Annotated in this window: 19 protein-coding genes and 1 pseudogene; 8 read left to right on the forward strand and 12 right to left on the reverse strand. The window is 70.9% G+C overall.

Going from position 1 to position 15,960, the window contains the following annotated elements:
• Nucleotides 1-4: 4 nt before the first annotated feature.
• Nucleotides 5-361: a hypothetical protein gene (locus tag E6G06_06675; protein ID TML92228.1), complete on the reverse strand. Its 357-nt coding sequence runs from the start codon at nucleotides 359-361 to the stop codon at nucleotides 5-7.
• Nucleotides 362-501: 140 nt separating this feature from the next.
• Between E6G06_06675 and E6G06_06680 the strand changes: the two genes are divergently transcribed.
• The gene (locus tag E6G06_06680; protein TML92229.1) at nucleotides 502-930 is read left to right on the forward strand and encodes a hypothetical protein; all 429 of its coding nucleotides are present in this window, start codon (nucleotides 502-504) and stop codon (nucleotides 928-930) included.
• Nucleotides 931-935: 5 nt separating this feature from the next.
• Here the strand turns inward: E6G06_06680 and E6G06_06685 are convergent, their stop codons facing one another.
• Nucleotides 936-1,463, reverse strand: a complete 528-nt coding sequence (locus E6G06_06685; protein TML92230.1) for a hypothetical protein — start codon at nucleotides 1,461-1,463, stop codon at nucleotides 936-938.
• A 33-nt stretch (nucleotides 1,464-1,496) separates the two neighbouring features.
• On the opposite strand from E6G06_06685, the gene E6G06_06690 reads away from it, so the two are divergent.
• On the forward strand, nucleotides 1,497-2,492 hold the full coding sequence (locus E6G06_06690) for an enoyl-CoA hydratase/isomerase family protein (protein TML92231.1): 996 nt from the start codon (nucleotides 1,497-1,499) through the stop codon (nucleotides 2,490-2,492).
• On the opposite strand, the gene E6G06_06695 is transcribed toward E6G06_06690, so the two are convergent.
• Together E6G06_06695 and E6G06_06700 are read right to left on the reverse strand one after the other, a co-directional pair.
• Nucleotides 2,467-3,243 carry an SDR family oxidoreductase gene (locus E6G06_06695; protein TML92232.1) on the reverse strand — a complete coding sequence of 259 codons (777 nt, stop codon included), beginning with the start codon at nucleotides 3,241-3,243 and terminating at the stop codon, nucleotides 2,467-2,469. The genes E6G06_06690 and E6G06_06695 overlap by 26 nt on opposite strands.
• Nucleotides 3,244-3,254: 11 nt before the next feature.
• On the reverse strand, nucleotides 3,255-4,031 hold the full coding sequence (locus E6G06_06700) for an SDR family oxidoreductase (GenBank protein TML92233.1): 777 nt from the start codon (nucleotides 4,029-4,031) through the stop codon (nucleotides 3,255-3,257).
• 128 nt (nucleotides 4,032-4,159) lie between these two features.
• Here E6G06_06700 and E6G06_06705 point away from each other — a divergent pair, with 128 nt between their 5' ends.
• The gene (locus E6G06_06705; GenBank protein ID TML92286.1) at nucleotides 4,160-4,801 is read left to right on the forward strand and encodes an NIPSNAP family containing protein; all 642 of its coding nucleotides are present in this window, start codon (nucleotides 4,160-4,162) and stop codon (nucleotides 4,799-4,801) included.
• A 12-nt stretch (nucleotides 4,802-4,813) separates the two neighbouring features.
• Here the strand turns inward: E6G06_06705 and E6G06_06710 are convergent, their stop codons facing one another.
• Entirely contained in the window at nucleotides 4,814-5,266 is a 453-nt protein-coding gene (locus tag E6G06_06710) for a nuclear transport factor 2 family protein (protein TML92234.1), read from the reverse strand.
• Nucleotides 5,263-6,417, reverse strand: coding sequence for an epoxide hydrolase (locus tag E6G06_06715; protein ID TML92235.1), 1,155 nt, complete (start codon nucleotides 6,415-6,417; stop codon nucleotides 5,263-5,265). Before E6G06_06715 ends, E6G06_06710 begins: the two co-directional genes overlap by 4 nt.
• Before the next feature lie 20 nt (nucleotides 6,418-6,437).
• On the opposite strand from E6G06_06715, the gene E6G06_06720 reads away from it, so the two are divergent.
• Entirely contained in the window at nucleotides 6,438-7,283 is an 846-nt protein-coding gene (locus E6G06_06720) for an SDR family oxidoreductase (GenBank protein TML92236.1), read from the forward strand.
• Between the two features lie 2 nt (nucleotides 7,284-7,285).
• Here E6G06_06720 and E6G06_06725 read toward each other — a convergent pair whose 3' ends face one another.
• Together E6G06_06725 and E6G06_06730 are read right to left on the reverse strand one after the other, a co-directional pair.
• A complete protein-coding gene (locus tag E6G06_06725; protein ID TML92287.1) occupies nucleotides 7,286-7,627 on the reverse strand; it encodes a VOC family protein in 342 nt (113 codons plus the stop codon).
• A 97-nt stretch (nucleotides 7,628-7,724) separates the two neighbouring features.
• On the reverse strand, nucleotides 7,725-8,756 hold the full coding sequence (locus E6G06_06730; protein ID TML92237.1) for an ATP-dependent 6-phosphofructokinase: 1,032 nt from the start codon (nucleotides 8,754-8,756) through the stop codon (nucleotides 7,725-7,727).
• A 731-nt stretch (nucleotides 8,757-9,487) separates the two neighbouring features.
• Here E6G06_06730 and E6G06_06735 point away from each other — a divergent pair.
• From E6G06_06735 to glpK, 3 genes are all read left to right on the forward strand, one after another.
• A complete protein-coding gene (locus tag E6G06_06735; GenBank protein ID TML92288.1) occupies nucleotides 9,488-9,829 on the forward strand; it encodes a septal ring lytic transglycosylase RlpA family protein in 342 nt (113 codons plus the stop codon).
• A gap of 35 nt (nucleotides 9,830-9,864) precedes the next feature.
• Nucleotides 9,865-10,185: a hypothetical protein gene (locus E6G06_06740; GenBank protein ID TML92238.1), complete on the forward strand. Its 321-nt coding sequence runs from the start codon at nucleotides 9,865-9,867 to the stop codon at nucleotides 10,183-10,185.
• 63 nt (nucleotides 10,186-10,248) lie between these two features.
• Complete coding sequence (glpK, locus tag E6G06_06745) at nucleotides 10,249-11,721, forward strand: glycerol kinase GlpK (GenBank protein ID TML92239.1); 1,473 nt, start codon at nucleotides 10,249-10,251, stop codon at nucleotides 11,719-11,721.
• On the opposite strand, the gene E6G06_06750 is transcribed toward glpK, so the two are convergent.
• Nucleotides 11,670-12,428 carry a hypothetical protein gene (locus E6G06_06750; protein TML92240.1) on the reverse strand — a complete coding sequence of 253 codons (759 nt, stop codon included), beginning with the start codon at nucleotides 12,426-12,428 and terminating at the stop codon, nucleotides 11,670-11,672. The genes glpK and E6G06_06750 overlap by 52 nt on opposite strands.
• Nucleotides 12,429-12,496: 68 nt before the next feature.
• Nucleotides 12,497-13,219, reverse strand: coding sequence for a 1-acyl-sn-glycerol-3-phosphate acyltransferase (locus tag E6G06_06755; protein TML92241.1), 723 nt, complete (start codon nucleotides 13,217-13,219; stop codon nucleotides 12,497-12,499).
• A gap of 119 nt (nucleotides 13,220-13,338) precedes the next feature.
• Between E6G06_06755 and E6G06_06760 the strand changes: the two genes are divergently transcribed.
• Complete coding sequence (locus tag E6G06_06760) at nucleotides 13,339-13,926, forward strand: TetR/AcrR family transcriptional regulator (protein ID TML92242.1); 588 nt, start codon at nucleotides 13,339-13,341, stop codon at nucleotides 13,924-13,926.
• A 17-nt stretch (nucleotides 13,927-13,943) separates the two neighbouring features.
• On the opposite strand, the pseudogene E6G06_06765 reads toward E6G06_06760, so the two are convergent.
• Together E6G06_06765 and E6G06_06770 are read right to left on the reverse strand one after the other, a co-directional pair.
• A pseudogene (locus tag E6G06_06765) lies at nucleotides 13,944-14,725 on the reverse strand (SDR family oxidoreductase).
• Between the two features lie 10 nt (nucleotides 14,726-14,735).
• Nucleotides 14,736-15,953 (reverse strand): aminotransferase class I/II-fold pyridoxal phosphate-dependent enzyme, encoded by a 1,218-nt coding sequence (locus tag E6G06_06770; protein TML92243.1) that lies wholly within the window; start codon nucleotides 15,951-15,953, stop codon nucleotides 14,736-14,738.
• Nucleotides 15,954-15,960: the final 7 nt, after the last annotated feature.

The following is a 15,960-nucleotide window of genomic DNA, read 5'->3' on the forward strand; positions in this document are numbered from 1 at the left end:
CGAGTCAGCCCAGCCCGCCCACCAGGTGGAGGCTGTAGAGGTTCATGGCCACGACGGCCAGGTAGATCCCGGTGACGGCCCACACGCTGCAGACGAAGCCCATCCGCACGACGGGCCGGGAGAGCACCAGTGCGAGCAGGGCGCCGATGATGGCGAACTTCACGACGATCGCTCCCCCTGAGCCGATGAGCGCCCGGGCCACGGGGTTGAGCTCGGCCTCGTCGTTGGCCAGCAGCGCCCACGTGGCGAACACGTCGGCCGCCTGCAGCACGGTCAGGACGCCGAGGCCCACGATGACCGCTCGCCGCCGGCGGGCCATGACCACGGTCGCGTCCTCGAGCGGGGTGTCCTCGAGGGTCACCCTCGTCTCCGCCGCCGACGCTGCGCCGCGCGTCAACGACGCGCTGAGCTCCCCCCTCTGCATCGGCCCCTCCAAGGTCGCAGGTGGCTGAGAGGCTAGGAGCGACGAGCTCGCCGTGCCAGTCGCTAGTGTCCCCGACCATGTCCGACCACGAACACGTCATCGACACCGGCAAGGGCACGTTCAGCCTCGACGAGCTCGGACACCTCATGCCGGGGATGGCCGAGATCATGCCGCTCGTCGGCAGCCGGATCTGGAAGTGCTACTACGCGGGCAAGGCCCGTAACCGGCCGCTCGCCACCTTTCAGTTGAAGGAGGCGGTGAACCTCATGGAGAAGGGGGCGTTCCTCCGGCCGAAGTACGTGGACAACATGACGAAGTTCATCGACGAAGAGGTGGCGGCCGTCCGCAAGGCCATCGACACCGAGGACTGGGACGCGTTCGACGCGGCGTTCGAGGCGATGGTCGACGCGGCCAACGCCTATCACGACGTGTACGACAAGCCGTACCTGCGCTGGAAGATCCCCGAGATGCCGCCCCCCGACCTCGACATGACGCCGCGCCGCTAGCCGAGCTAGCCCGTTCCGCGCGCTCCGGCCACCTCCGCAGCCAGCCGGCGGAGCAGGTCGAGGATCTCCTCCGCGCACTGGTTGAAGATGAACTGGTCGCCGGCCGCGGGGTCGATGACGTCCTCCCAGGGCTCGAGCGTCGCGTTCGCAAGGTCGAGGCCGGCCAGCCGGTCCGCCAGAGTCCCTTCGGCGCCCGGAAGCTCGCGGACGAGTCGCTTGAGCGTCGCCGTACGGCCCGCCGCCTCGGGATGGGTGCGGCGTACATAGTGCACGTGCTCGGCCGCGAACGCGACGATCACGTCGACGTCGGCGAGATCGGTGTCGCGCAGCTGGCGGCTGCGGTGACCGTCGGCGTTCATGCCGATGGCCGACAGCGCGCGGCGCGTGCGCATGCTCATCGGCTGACCCTCGACCACCAAGGTGCCTGCCGTCGTCACGCGCGCTTCGGGCACGACCTGGGCGGCGATGGCACCCGCCATCACCGATCGCGCCGCGTTGCCGGTGCACAGGAAGAGGAGGTGGGGCTTCGCCATGGCGGTCGGGGCCGGAGACTACTGTCCGCGCCGATGGCGCTCACGCCGGACGCGGCTCTCGACCTGCTGCGTTCGCCGTTCGCCCTCGAGGACCTCGGCGGCTCCGAGGCGTTCGTCGTCGATGCGACCGGCGGGACCGTCGAGCTGGGCGCGGTGGCGGCGACCCTGCGGACGCTCCCCTGTGTGACGGTGGCCGTCGCTCCCGGACCATTGCCGGAACGAGCGCCGGCGTGGGTCGCGCCCTTCGACGTGGTGGTCACGGAGGACGAGGTCGACGATCTCACCGCAGCGGTCCGGCGCAGTCCCGTGGCTTCACTCGCGCTCGCGCAGCTCCTGCGCGTGGGCGAAGCCCTCGACGTGTGGAGGGGCCTGTTCGCCGAATCGACGGTGTACTCGATGTTGCAGGCCGGCCCCGAGTTCGCGCGCTGGCTGGCCGCACGCCCCGCGGGTCGCGCGCACTCGCAAGTCGAGCCGGCGCTGATCGTCTCCCGCGATGGCGCACGCGTCCATGTCACACTCAACCGCCCGACCGTGCACAACGCCTTCGGCGCCGCGATGCGCGACGAGCTCGTCGCGACCCTCCGCACCGTCGTCGCCGACCCCTCGGTCGCCGAGGTGCGCGTCGATGGCGCCGGACCCTCGTTCTGCAGTGGCGGCGACCTGGACGAGTTCGGCAGCTTGCCCGACCCGGCCACCGCCCACCTCGTGCGCATGACGCGCAGCCCGGCCTGGTGGCTCGCTCAGTGCGCGGGCCGCACGTCGGTCGCGCTGCACGGCGCGTGCATCGGGGCCGGCATCGAGCTGGCCGCGTTCGCCCGTGACGTGACCGCCACCGACGACGCGCACTTCCAACTGCCCGAGGTGGCCTTCGGCCTCGTGCCCGGCGCGGGCGGCACCGTCAGCCTGCCCCGGCGCATCGGCCGGCACCGCACGGCCTGGCTGGCGCTGTCCGGTCGCCGGATCGACGCCGCCACGGCCTTGGCGTGGGGCCTCGTCGACCGCGTCAGTGGAAGACCTCACCACCGTTGACGTCGAGGGCCTGTCCGGTCACCACCGCGGCGAGGTCGGACACGAAGAAGACGACCGCGTTCGCGCAGTCGTCGTCGGGCGGGATCAGCCCGAGCGGGATGTCCTTGGCGACGGCGTCGTACTGCTCCTGCACCGAGGGCCCTTTCCTTGCCCGCCACTGGAACAATCCCTCCACCGAGGGGCCCCACATCCAGCCGGGCACCACCGAGTTGACCCGGATGCGGTGGGGCCCGAGCTCCTTCGCGAGGACCTGGGCAGCAGTCATCAGCGCGCCCTTGGACGCCGCGTAACCGCCCTGATGGGGAAGGATCTTGCGGATGACCATGGAGTTGATGAAGACGATCGACCCGCCGCCCTGAGCCTTCATCGGGCCGATCACCTCCTTTGTCAGCTGCAGCGACCCGAACACGTTGACATCGAAGATGTGGCGCCACTTGTCGAGGTCGACGTCCTCGAACAGCTCGAACGCGTCCGGTACGAACGCGTTGTTCACGAGCGCGTCGACGCGGCCGAAGCGGTCCACCGCGGTCCCCACCAACCGCCGGCACTGCTCGACGTCGGTGATGTCGGTCGGGGCGAAGGCCACCTGACCACCGGCGCGGTCGATCTCGTCGGCAAGCTCCCGCAGGTAGGCCTCGGTGCGGGCGCCCATCACCACGCTCGCGCCCTCGCGCACCAGCGCGAGTGCGATCTCCTTGCCCAGGCCGGGGCCCACGCCGGACACAACCGCGACCTTGTCCTGCAGCAGCATCTGGTCTCCTGTCAACTGAATGTCCGGCCGCAGTTCACATCGAGCGTCTGGCCGGTGATGACGCGCGACAGGTCGGACGCGAAGAAGAGGACGACACGTGCGATCTCCTCCGATGTGGCGATGTGGTTCAGCGCGGTCGTAGCCGCGATCTCGTCGTAGACAGCCTGGGCGGTGACGCCGCGCCGCTCGGCCAGGAACTCGAAGTAGTGCTGCAACGACCGGCCCCAGATGTGGCCCGGGGCGACGCAGTTGACCCTGATCGCGTGCGCGCCGAGCTCGCGTGCCATGGCCTGCGCGGCCGACGTGAGCGACCGCTTCGATGCCGCGTAGCCGCCCAGCACGGGGTTCACCATGTGGATCGACAAGGTGGTGATCATGACGATCGACCCGCCACCCCCCGCCCTCATGTGGGGCACGGCCGCCTGCGAGAGCCGCAAGGTGCCGAACACGTTGACCTCGAACGGAAGGCGCCAACGCTCGACGTCGAAGCCGTCGAACCGGCGCCAGTCCTCCTCGGCGAAGGCGTTGTTCACCAGCACGTCGACGCGCCCGAGACCGCTCGCCGCGTCGACCAGCCGCCGGCACTGGTCGGGGTCGGTGATGTCGGTGGGGACGCACCGCACCTGTCGACCCAGCGCTTCGACCTGCTCCCCAACCGCCTCCAGCGCGGACGAGGTGCGCGCGCCCAGCACCAGGTCGGCGCCCGCGCCGGCCAGCGCGAGCGAGATGTCGCGGCCCATGCCGGGGCCGACCCCGGAGACGACGGCGACGCGTCCTTCGAGCAGCATGGGGCGAGGTTAGGGCGTCGGAGGCGGCGGAGCCGGAGGGCGTCGTCGGCTACCTTCCCGCGGTGGCCAACCCGAAGATCTACATCCACGAGCTCATCGAGATCACCGGCCAGAACCGCGCCCGCTACATGCACCACATGACAGCCAACTGGGGCCCAATCGGACGCGAGGAGAGGAACCTGCTGTGCGTCGGCGTCTGGGCGACGGTCGGCAGCACCGAACGCTGGCCCGAGACGGTGAACCTCTGGGAGATCGACGGCTGGTCGGGCCTCGCCGCCAACTTCCGCCACGAGTTCAGCCACCCCACCCTGCAGGACCCCGCGCTCGCGAAGTGGTGGGCGGAGGCGGCGGCGTACCGTCGGGGCGGCTACGACCGGGTGCTCGTGCCCGCGCCGTACGCGCCGACGCTGGAAGAAGCCTTGGCCCAGGGCATCGGCGGCGAGGTCTACTACCACGAGCTGGTGTCGATCGCGCCGGGCCGGGCGCGCGACTACCTCTCGGCGCTCGAGCAGGAATGGCTGCCGGTCGCCCGTCGCATCGGGTTGCGACTGGTGGGCGCGTACCGCACCGCGATGGTGAACGACTCCGAGGCGGTCGTGATCTGGGCGATCGACACGTGGGAGGCGTGGGCGGCCGCGCAGGAGGCGTTCGACGACGACCCCGAGGTGGCACGCTGGCACCAGCGCGGGCAGGGCCTCGTCCTCGATTGGCGCGGGAAGCTCCTGGTCGACTCGCCGCTCAACCCGTTGAAGACCGGGAAGATCCTCTAGCTGTCGTGCCCGCTACAGCGGGTTCTGCCGCAGATGGTGGCTGAGGTCGCCCACCAGGTCGGAGAAGATGAGGCGGTCGGTGAACCGCCACTCGCCGTCGACCTCCGCGAAAGCGTCGTGGTAGCGACCGGCGATGATCACCTGCAACGGAAGATCGGGCCGGGCCTGCAGCACGCTGTAGTACGACCGCGAGACTGCAGTCCGTCCGCGATCGTCCACCTCGACCACCACGTTCGTCGTCACGTGCTTCGTGCAGGGGACACCGTCGTAGGTGATCACCATGTGCTCGAACTGCTCGCGCACCTGGTCGGCGCCGGTGCGCGTGTACACCTCGGTGCCGACCACCGCTCGGAAGGTGGCGTGCTCGAAGAGTCGGGCCACCGCCGCGTATGCGCCCTCGTCGACCAGCTCCGCGTAACGAAAGACGAGCTTGGTGACAGCGTCCCGGTCGTCGTGTCCCGTCATCGCAACGAGCCGAAGAACGCGCGCACGTCGTCGACGAGGAGCTCGGGCTCCTCCATGGCGGCGAAGTGGCCGCCCGCCGGCATCTCCGTCCAGTGGGTGACGTTGTAACGGGTCTCCGCCCAGCTGCGGGGCGGCCGGGTGATCTCGCGCGGGAAGACGGCGCACCCGGTCGGGATCTCGACTCGGGGATCGCCTCCCAGCCCGAAGCGCCCGGACTTCATCGTTTCGTAGTAGAGGCGTCCGGCCGAGTGCCCGGTGGCCGTCACCCAGTAGAGCATGAGGTTGGTGAGCAGCTCGTCCTTGGTGAACCTGCGTTCGATGTCGCCGTCGCAGTCGCTCCACGCGCGGAACTTCTCGACGATCCACGCGGCCAGGCCGACGGGTGAGTCGTCGAGCGCGTACCCGATGGTCTGGGGTCGCGTTCCCTGGATCTGCGCGTAGGCGGAGCCCTCCTTCAGGTGACGGTCGACATCGCTCAGCGCGGCCAACTGGCGATCGGTGAGCTGCGATAGATCGTCGCCCGGGGGTGGGCCCGCGATCACGAGGTTGACGTGGATGCCACACACGTGGGCGGGGTCGAGGAGCGCGAGCTGGGTCGAGACCATCGCGCCCCAGTCGCCCCCTTGCGCGCCGTAACGGTCGTAGCCCAAACGGGCCATGAGCTCCGCGAACGCCGATGCGATGCGCCGGGTGTCCCATCCCCTCTCGTGCGTGGGCCCGGAGAAGCCGTAGCCCGGGAGCGAGGGGCAGACGACGTGGAACGCGGCCGCCCGATCGCCGCCGTGCGACGCAGGGTCGCGCAAGGGGCCGATGATCTTGGTGAACTCGGCGATCGAGCCGGGCCACCCGTGGGTCACGACGAGCGGCAGCGCGTCGGGCTCGGGTGAGCGGGCATGGACGAAGTGGATGCGCTGGCCGTCGATCGTCGTGGTGGACTGTGGGAAGCGGTTGAGCTCCGCCTCGGCCCGCCGCCAGTCGTAGTCGTCGCGCCAGTAGCGGCACAGCTCCTGCAGGTAGTCGCGCTCGGTGCCGTAGTCCCAATCCGCCCCGTCGATCTGGGCCGGGAAGCGGGCGTGGGTCAGCCGCGCCCGCAGGTCGTCGAGCACGGACTGCGGCACGTCGATGGTGAAGGGATGAATGTCGTCGTCCACGGCGTCATACTGACGCACCCGTGGAGCCCAAGGTCGCCCTCGTCACCGGGGCCAGCCGAGGCATCGGCAAGGCCACAGCCGTGCAGCTGGCCGCGGCCGGCTTCGACGTTGCCGTCGCGGCGCGCACCCGGCGTGAGGGTGACGCGCGCGACGACGAGCACGGCGGCCGCGTCATCCCCGGCAGCCTCGAGGCCACGGCGCTGCTGATCGAGCAGTCGGGCCGGCGCGCCCTCGAGGTCACCATGGACCTCCTCGACCGACCGTCGCTCGAACGCGGGGTGGCGCGGGTGCTCGACGAATGGGGCCACATCGATGTGCTCGTGAACAACGCGGTGCACACCGGCGCCGGCAGCATGGACCATTTCCTCGACCTGTCGGTCGCGCTGCTCGAGACCAAGCTCGAGGCCAACGTTGTCGCCCAGTTCGTGCTGGCGAAGCTCGTGGTTCCCCCGATGCTCGAGCGGGGCGACGGCACGATCGTCAACATCACCTCGGCGGTCGCCACCGCCGACCCACCCGCGCCGGCTGGGCAAGGAGGCTGGGGCATGGGCTACGCGATGTCGAAGGGCGCGTTCCACCGCATGGCGGGGGTCCTCGCCGTCGAGCTGGGCCCGCGCGGCATCCGTGCGTTCAACGTCGAGCCCGGCTACGTGCTCACCGAGCGCATGGCGGTCAACCAGGCCGAGCTCGGTTTCGAAGGCGTGTACCGCGGGGCCCCACCGTCGGTGCCCGCCGCGGTCGTCACGTGGCTGGCGACCGCGCCCGCCGACGAAGCACGCGCGCTGAACGGCACGACAGTGAGCGCGCAGCGCTTCGCGCTCGAGCGGGGCCTGCACCCGGACTGGCGAACGAGACCCGCCGGGTAGCGCTACGCGTCGTCCTCGCAGACGCAGAACTCGTTGCCCAAGATGTCGTTCATCACCTGCCAGTGGCAGCCGCACTCGTCGAACGGGGTGCCGAGCGGACGAGCCCCGATGGCCTCGAGCCGGGCCACCTCGGGGCCCATGGCGCGGACGTGCAGGTCGAGATGGAGGCGGTTCTTGCCCGCCTTCGCCTCCGGCACCTGCTGCAGCACGAGACGAGGGGCCGGCCCCGAGCGCGGCCCCAGCACCACGTACTGCGCCTCGGCGAAGAGCCGGTCGTACCCGAGCGCGGCGCCCCAGAACTCGGCCTGACGCTCGACATCGCCGCAGTCGAGCGCGACAGAGATCCTCGGCTCGCTCAGCGGTGCACCACCCTCGTGCCTCGGTTGCCGCACCGCCGTGTGCTCATGGAGCTGCGCGCCTCCGCTTCGCTTCGGTGCTCGCTCAGCGGAAGAACACCTCGGCCACGCCGTGGAGCAGCTCGGGGTCGACGGTCTTGAGCTCGAGGACGGCCTCGGCGAGCGGCACCCGCACGATCCGGTCGGCCCGCAGCGCCACCATCTGCCCGAAGGAGCCGTCGTGCACCGCGTCGATGGCGGCCACACCGAACCGGGTGGCCAGAACCCGGTCGAAGGCGGTCGGTGTGCCGCCCCGCTGGACGTGGCCCAGGATCGTCACCCTCGACTCGAAGCCGGTGCGCTTCTCGATCTCCTCCGCGAGCAGGTTGCCGATGCCGCCGAGGCGAACATGACCGAACTGGTCGACCTCGCCGGACTGCACCGCCATCGTGCCCTCCTTGGGCACCGCACCCTCGGCCACGACCACGATCGACGCGAAGCGGCCCTTCTCGTGGCGCCGCTTGAGGTCGTCGCACACTCGCTCGATGTCGAACGGCTCCTCGGGAACGAGGATCTCGGCCGCCCCGCCCGCGATGCCGGCATAGGTGGCGATCCAGCCCGCGTGCCTTCCCATCACCTCGCACACGATCACCCGATCGTGCGACTCGGCCGTGGTGTGGAGCCGGTCGATGGCGTCGGTCGCGATCTGCACGGCGGTGTGGAACCCGAAGGTGACCTCAGTGGCCGAGAGGTCGTTGTCGATCGTCTTCGGAACGCCGACGACGCTCACCCCTTCGGCCGACAGCTTGTGGGCCACACCGAGCGTGTCCTCGCCGCCGATGACCACGAGCGCGTCGACGCGCTGCTCGCGCAGGGTCGCCATCGCCTGGTCGACTCCGCCCTCGACCTTGTACGGGTTGGTGCGCGAGGTGCCGAGGATGGTGCCACCCCTCGGCAGGATGCCGCGGCAGCGCTCGACGTCGAGGGGTATCGTCGCCCCCTTTATCACGCCTCGCCACCCGTCGGCGAAGCCGACCAGCTCGTCGCCGTAGTGACCCTCGCCCCGCCGCACCACCGCCCGGATGACCGCGTTGAGCCCCGGGCAGTCGCCCCCACCGGTGAGCAGTCCCACTCGCATGTCGTGCACCCCCTGGGTCAACCCGGCCGTCGTCAGCGCCGATCACGTTAGCGATGCGCTGTGTCGTCGCGGGGCGGTGCCCCCTCGCCCGCCTTGTCTGCGTGAGCGCGCTGTCCCTCATGGTGCTCTCCCTTCTGGCGCTGTCCGTTGTGATCGTCAGCGACGGCGCGGGCTGGGCCGCGCCCGCGCCGGCGACCGTCCTCCAGGCCCGCCGCGGCGCGCTCATCGCCCGCATCGCCGAGCTGACCGATCGGGCGGAACGGAACCAGGCGGCCGTGGTCGTCGCCCAACAGCGGCGCGGCCGCACCGACGCCCGCCTGGCCGACGCCCGCCACGCCACCCGCGACCGGGCCGTCTACGCCTACATGCACGGTCTCGGCCGCAGCGCGGAGGCGCTCGGCCGGCCCAACGTGTACCTCGAGCTGTCGTTCCGGCGCGATCGCCGCGCCATCGACGCGTTACGGGCGGCACGGGCGGCCGACGAGGGAGCCGGCCGGCGAGCCGATGCGGCGCGCGACGCGTCGAGAGCCGCGCTCGGCGAGCTCGATCGAGTGCGGGGTGAGCTGGAGGCGACGATCGCGCTGCGGGACCAGATGGACGCCGCCGACCGGGCGGCGATGCAGGCGGCTGCGTCCCGCCGCGCCGCGGCCACCGCGCTCCAGGCCGCACGCTCGGGTGTCGGTCGTCCGGCTGCCGACCACGTGCACGCCACGCGGTCCCAGCAGGAGCTGATGGCCCGGTTCCCATTCGGACCGCGGGACGGCGTCCCTGCCGGCCTCCACCCGACCGGTGAGGTGATCGAGGGTACGGCCTCCTGGTACGGCCCGGGCTTCGACGGCCGCCCGACCGCGAGCGGTGCCATCTACGACATGGAGGGCTGGACGTGCGCGCACCGGACGTTGCCGTTCGGCACCTTGCTGCTGGTCTCCGCACACGGGCGCCAGGTCCTCGTCACGGTCAACGACCGCGGCCCGTACCACGCGGACTGGGTGCTCGACCTAAGCCACGCGGCAGCGATGGCGCTGGGGAACCCGCTCGGCCCGGTGCACGCGGAGGTGCTCGTGCCCACCTGACCCCTGGACACGAGCGACGCGAGAGAGTCATGGTCGTGGCGGAGAAGCTGACAGTACCGGTGGCCCGCACGTGGTTCGTCGACGAGCGCACGCCCGTCCGACGCATGCAGGTCACCCGTCATCCCGATCGCGGTCTGGTCGTTCTCAGCCTCTGGCAGACCGACCAGTGCACGGGCACCTTCCGGTTGGCCGTGCGTGACGCGCCCGGGCTCGTGCACGCGCTCGTCGACGGCTTGGCCGCGGCGCTGCCCGACCGCGAACCGGCGCCGCCGCGACCGTCGTGGCTCGATCGCGCCCGTGCCCGGCTGAGGCGCGGCGGCGCGGACGTGATCGACCTCTTCGACCACGCTCGATGACGGCGCCTTGCTGACGGCGCCTCGCTGATCAGCGGTCCCCGCGCAGTAGCCTCGCAGCCCAGCATGGCTGGAAGCGCGGTCGTCATCGCCATCGACGCGGGCACCACGGGTGTCCGCGCGTTCGCGGTCGACGACTCGGGGACACCGTGTGGATGGAAGTACCGGGAGTTCACCCAGCACTTCCCTGAGCCGGGGTGGGTCGAGCACGACCCCTTCGAGATCTGGGAAGCGGTACAGGCCACCATGGCCGACCTGCGTGCCGAGCTCGACCGGCCGGTGGCCGCGATCGGCATCACCAACCAGCGGGAGACCGCGGTGGTGTGGGACCGCCGCACCGGTGCGCCCCGCCATCGTGCCATCGTGTGGCAGGACCGCAGGACCGCGGCGCGCTGTGACGAGCTGCGCGAAGCCGGGAAGCTCGACCTCGTGCGGCGCACGACCGGCCTCGTGCTCGACCCCTACTTCTCCGCGACCAAGCTCGAGTGGCTGCTGACGCAGGGCGGTGTCCAAGCCGATGACGACCTCGCATTCGGCACGGTCGACTCCTGGCTGCTGTGGAACCTGACCGCCGGCACCGGCAGTCCCGTGCACGCCACCGACCCGTCGAACGCCAGTCGCACGCTGCTCTACGACATCGGCGCACGCGCCTGGTCCGCCGAGCTGTGCGATCTCTTCGGCGTGCCGATGACGTGCCTCCCCGATGTGCGACCGTCGAGTGGGCCCTTCGGCACGACCGTCGACGGCATCGCGGTGAGCGGTATCGCCGGCGACCAGCAGGCCGCGCTCTTCGGTCAGGCCTGCTTCGAGCCGGGGATGGCCAAGAACACCTACGGCACCGGCTCGTTCGTGTTGATGAACGTCGGCGCGCGGCATCCCGAGCCCGTGGAGGGCCTGCTCACCACCGTCGGCTGGGAGCTCGCCGACGGCACCCTCGCCTACGTCCTCGAGGGAGCCATCTTCGTCACCGGCGCGGCGGTGCAGTGGCTGCGCGACGGTCTCGGCCTCATCGACCAGGCAGCCGACGTCGAAGCGCTGGCGGCGAGCGTGAACAGCACCGAAGGCGTCTACCTCGTGCCTGCGTTCACGGGGCTCGGCAGCCCGTGGTGGGACCCGTACGCGCGGGGCACCGTCGTGGGCCTCACCCGCGGGACGGGTCGCGCCCACCTGGCCCGAGCCGTGCTGGAGTCGATGGCGTACCAGACGCGCGACGTCGTCGAGGCGATGAGCGCGGCGGCAGGGCACGATCTCGCCGGCCTGCGCGCCGACGGCGGCGGGTCGGCCAACGATCTCCTGCTGCAGCTCCAGGCCGACCAGCTCCAAGCGCCCGTGCGACGCCCGGCGGTGCAGGAGACCACCGCGCTCGGCGCGGCCTACCTCGCCGGACTGGCGGCAGGCGTGTGGTCGACGCTCGACGAGGTCGCGCACCACTGGAAGCTCGACGCCGAGTTCACGCCGGCCGTGCCCGCGTCAGTGGCCGACGCCCGTCACGCGGGCTGGCGGCGCGCGGTCGAACGCTCGCGGGGCTGGGTGGCGTAGGACGCCAGCTCGATCTGGCGCCACCGGTGGTCCGCGATGCGCGCCAGCGCCGCCAGCTGACCGCGCTCACGCGTGCGCAGGGGGCGCCCCTTGCGCCCGAGCACCAGGGCGCGCTCGGCCGCCGGCAGCGGTGCCCAGGCCACGTCGTCGGGGCCCTGTTCCCCGCTCTGCGGGCCGCTCGGGCCCTGTTCTCCGGTCTCGTCCTGGCCCGGGCCGTCGTCGACGGGGAGCATGCCCACCGAGTAGCGGCTGCCGGCGACGAACGCGCGCAGCCACGCCCCCGCGGGAGGCGCGCCGATCGCCACCGACGGCTCGGCGGCATCGAACCCCGTGAGCACACACCACTGCGCCTCGAAGTCGCGCGCAGCGTGGGCCACGAGGCTCTCGCACACCTCGTCGACCGACGTCGCCCTCACGAGCACCTCGGCCGTCTCCAGCGCGTCGAGACGAGCGTCGAGGACGTGCTCCGTGGAGGGCCGCACGTCTTCCACGTCGACCCCGTCGACCTCCCTGATCTCCGCGACGAGCGTCGAGACGAGGTGGGCGTCGGGTAGCTCGACGACGAGCTCGTCGATGACCCGCCCCGCGCCCCGCTCGAGGATGTCGATGCCCACGACGTCGCCGCGCACCGCGCCGATGCGACTCGCCACCGCCCCCAGCGCGCCCGGCCGGTCGGGCAACCACAGGCGAACGACGAAGGTCTCCATGCGCTGGAGGGTACCGACCGTATGTGAACGCGAGATTTCGTGCCCGCGACGTTGTTGTGAGTTCCGGCCTAGCCCGCGGCCACGAGCGGACGGTCGTCGATTACGGGGAGCGATGCGATCTGTGCGGTCTCGGGGCCGTCGTCCGCCTTGCGCTTCGCGTAGCGGTCCACGTAGTCCTGGCCGGACAGGGCCCGGAGGTCGAACATGACCTCGTCGGTGATCTGGCGCAGGGCCTTGGGGTCGTCGGCCCGCCCCGCGAGGCGGTCGAACCGCAAGGGCTTGCCGATCCTCACCGTGATCGGCATGAACAGGCGTGGCATCACCTGGCCGATGGGCTGCGCCTCGCGGGTGCCGATCATCGCCACCGGCAGGACGGGCACGCCACAGTTGAGCGCGAGGCGGGCCACGCCTGTATGGCCCTTGTACAGGCGTCCGTCGGGCGATCGTGTGCCCTCGGGATAGATCCCGAAGAGCCCGCCGGACTGAAGCACCTCGTTGGCCGCCGCCAGCGCGCCGGATGATGCCGAGCCGCCCTCGCGTCGGATCGGGATCTGGCCCATGGCGCGGAAGAACCACGCGGTCTTGGGATCGTCGAAGTACTCGGCCTTGGCCACGAACGTGACCCGGCGTCGGAGCACCATGGGGAGGAAGATCGAGTCGGAGAAGGAGACGTGGTTGCTGGCGAGGATGGCCGCAGAGTCGGCGGGGATGTGCTCGAGCCCCTCGACGCGCACGCGGAAGAAGAAGCGGAGCAAGGGGGAGACGACCGCTTTGAACAGCCAGTAGGCCACGGCCCGGAGCCTAACCCGCGGCACCCGACCGCCGGCCCGCGCATTCGCACGCGATGGCCGTCTGCTCCCCCGAGGCGTCACCTTGACCGGCTGGTCAAGTGCTCCCTACCGTCGGGCAGGTGAACCGCCGCCTGACGGCCCGTGGTCGTGACCGCCGTCGCCAGCTCATGGAGTTCGCGACCACGCGGTTCGCCGAGAACGGCTACCACCCCACGTCGGTCGCCGAGATCGTGCAGGGGCTCGGAGTCGGCAAGGGCGTCTTCTACTGGTACTTCAGCTCGAAGGAGGAGCTCTTCCTCGAGATCCTGCGCGACGCCCAGCGACAGCTGCGTCGCCGTCAGCAGCTCGCCATCGGCGAGGAGCCCGATCCGGTGAAGCGCATCGAGCTCGGCATCCGCGCCTCGATGGCGTGGTTCGCGGAGCATCGATCGCTGTTCAACCTCTTCCAGTTCGCGGCCACCGAGGAACGGTTCGCGCCGGCGCTGCGGCGCGGTCAGGACGTGGCCGTCAACGACGTCGTGCGCCATGTGAAGGAAGGGATCGTCGAGGGTCGCATCCGCGACGCGGACCCGTACGTGCTCAGCCACGCCACCCTCGGCGTCGCCGTGCACCTCGCCCGCACGTTCATCCACGAGCGCAACGTGGCCGGTGACGAGGTGGCCGACGCCGCGGTGGCCTTCTGCCTCGAGGGACTGCTCGGGCGCTGACGCGCGCCCGCGACCCTTCACACGTCGACGCCGCGCAGGCCTTCGGGCGGTCGGGCGCCACCGCGCGGTCCGGGCACGCCGTGGAACTCGAAGGCGATCGGTGGCCGGCCGGCTTGGCAGACGTAGGCCTCGCCCGAGGCCTCGCCCGTCATGCACGCCACGACCGCGGCGGCGATGTCGGGGGCGGGATGAGCGGGAAGCCGACCGCTTCCAACCGGTCGCGGGCACCGCTGATGAGCGGTGTGTCGGTGAGGCCCGGGCAGACGCAGTTCACGGTGATGCGCTGCTCGGCCAGCGTGGGGGCGACGCTGCGCACCAGGCCGACGACGCCGTGCTTCGTCAGCGCGTAGACAGGATCGAACGCGATGGGGATGAGCCCGGCGAGCGACGCGGTCACCACCACCGCCCCCCCGCCGCGCGCGGCGATGGCGGGCACGACGGCGCGCAGGCCGAACACGACGCCGTCGACGTTGGCGCGCATGATGCGGCGGTAGTCGTCGTCGGACAGCGCCGCGATGTCGGGCTGACCGATCGAGGTGCCCGCGTTGAGGTGGGCGAGGTCGAGGCCGCCGAGCGCGGAGCACACGTCGTCGACGACGCTCCGCCAGTCTGCGGGCTCCGCGACGTCGGCGCGGACGAAGCGCGCGCCGAGCTCTCCGGCGAGCGCGGCGCCGCGCTCGTCGTTTGTGTCCACGATCGCGACGGTCGCGCCTTCCGCAACCAACCGGCGGACGGTCGCCTCACCGATGCCCGACGCGCCTCCGGTGACGAGCGCGACCTTGCCTGCGAGCGTTGTCACGCGGCGCGCGCTACAGCTTCGTGAGCGCGCGGCGCAACGTGCGCACGGCCTGTCCGATGCGGTGTTCGTTCTCGATCAGGGCGAAGCGCACGTAACCCTCGCCGCCCGGCCCGAAGCCGATTCCCGGTGACGTCGCCACCAGCGCTTCTTTCACGAGGAACGATGCGAACTCGATCGAGCCCATCTCCCGGTAGGGCTCGGGGATCGGCGCCCACACGAACATCGTGCCCTTGGGCTTCTCGATCTCCCAGCCGATGCGGTTGAGGCCGTCGCACAACGCGTCGCGGCGCCCCCAGTAGATCTCGTTCACGTGCTTGGGATAGTCGGAGGCCTCGTTCATGGCGACGATGGCTGCGATCTGGATCGGTTGGAACGTGCCGTAGTCGAGATAGCTCTTCAGCTTGGTGAGCGCGGCGACGATGGCCGCGTTGCCGACGCAGAAGCCGACGCGCCAGCCAGCCATCGAGAACGACTTCGTGAGCGTGTAGAGCTCGACCGCCACGTCCTTCGCCCCGGGCACCTGCAGGATCGACGGCGGCTGGTAGCCGTCGAACGCCGTGTCGGAGTAGGCGAAGTCGTGCACGAGGACGACATCATGGCCGCGGGCGAAGTCGACGAGTCGCTGCATGTACTCGAGGTCGACGCACGCCGTGGTGGGGTTGTGCGGGAACGACAACAGGATGACGCGCGGGCGGGGCCAGGTGTTCTCCCACGTCTCGAGCGCGTTCTCGAGGAAGTTCTCCCCCGGCCCGAGGCGCACCCGTTGCACCTCGGCACCCGCGAACAGAGGGGCGTAGATGTGGATGGGATAGGACGGGGACGGCACGATCGCCGCGTCACCCGGGGCCAACAGCACCCACATGAGGTGCGAGAGTCCCTCCTTGGCCCCGATGGTCGTGACCACCTCGGTGTCGGGGTCGACCTCGACGTTGAAGCGCCGGCTGTAGAGGTCGGTGACGGCCTGACGGAGCTTGGGGATGCCGCGGCTGGCCGAGTAGCGGTGGTTGCGCGAGTTGCGCGCCGCCTCGGCCAGCTTCTCGACCGCGATGTCGGGCGACGGGATGTCGGGGTTGCCGAAGCCCAGGTCGATGACGTCGTCGCCGGCCCGGCGGGCGGCCACCTTCAACCCGTCGATGATGGTGAAGACGTACGGCGGCAACGCGTTGATCCGGCGGAACTCGAACGGATGCGATCTGCGATCCTCCGCTTCGCTGCGGTTCTCGCTCATGGCGAAA

This window comes from Actinomycetota bacterium, from assembly GCA_005888325.1.
In the GTDB taxonomy this organism is placed as follows: Bacteria; Actinomycetota; Acidimicrobiia; order Acidimicrobiales; family AC-14; genus AC-14.

Coding starts and splice junctions, on each gene's coding strand:
- E6G06_06705 (TML92286.1), top strand. CDS start 4,160: ATGCACCACATGACAGCCAACTGGGGCCCAATCGGACGCGAGGAGAGG.
- E6G06_06750 (TML92240.1), bottom strand. CDS start 12,428: ATGGAGACCTTCGTCGTTCGCCTGTGGTTGCCCGACCGGCCGGGCGCG.
- E6G06_06710 (TML92234.1), bottom strand. CDS start 5,266: ATGACGGGACACGACGACCGGGACGCTGTCACCAAGCTCGTCTTTCGT.
- E6G06_06695 (TML92232.1), bottom strand. CDS start 3,243: ATGCTGCTGCAGGACAAGGTCGCGGTTGTGTCCGGCGTGGGCCCCGGC.
- E6G06_06690 (TML92231.1), top strand. CDS start 1,497: ATGGCGCTCACGCCGGACGCGGCTCTCGACCTGCTGCGTTCGCCGTTC.
- E6G06_06730 (TML92237.1), bottom strand. CDS start 8,756: ATGCGAGTGGGACTGCTCACCGGTGGGGGCGACTGCCCGGGGCTCAAC.
- E6G06_06700 (TML92233.1), bottom strand. CDS start 4,031: ATGCTGCTCGAAGGACGCGTCGCCGTCGTCTCCGGGGTCGGCCCCGGC.
- E6G06_06735 (TML92288.1), top strand. CDS start 9,488: ATGGCCCGGTTCCCATTCGGACCGCGGGACGGCGTCCCTGCCGGCCTC.
- glpK (TML92239.1), top strand. CDS start 10,249: ATGGCTGGAAGCGCGGTCGTCATCGCCATCGACGCGGGCACCACGGGT.
- E6G06_06685 (TML92230.1), bottom strand. CDS start 1,463: ATGGCGAAGCCCCACCTCCTCTTCCTGTGCACCGGCAACGCGGCGCGA.
- E6G06_06680 (TML92229.1), top strand. CDS start 502: ATGTCCGACCACGAACACGTCATCGACACCGGCAAGGGCACGTTCAGC.
- E6G06_06770 (TML92243.1), bottom strand. CDS start 15,953: ATGAGCGAGAACCGCAGCGAAGCGGAGGATCGCAGATCGCATCCGTTC.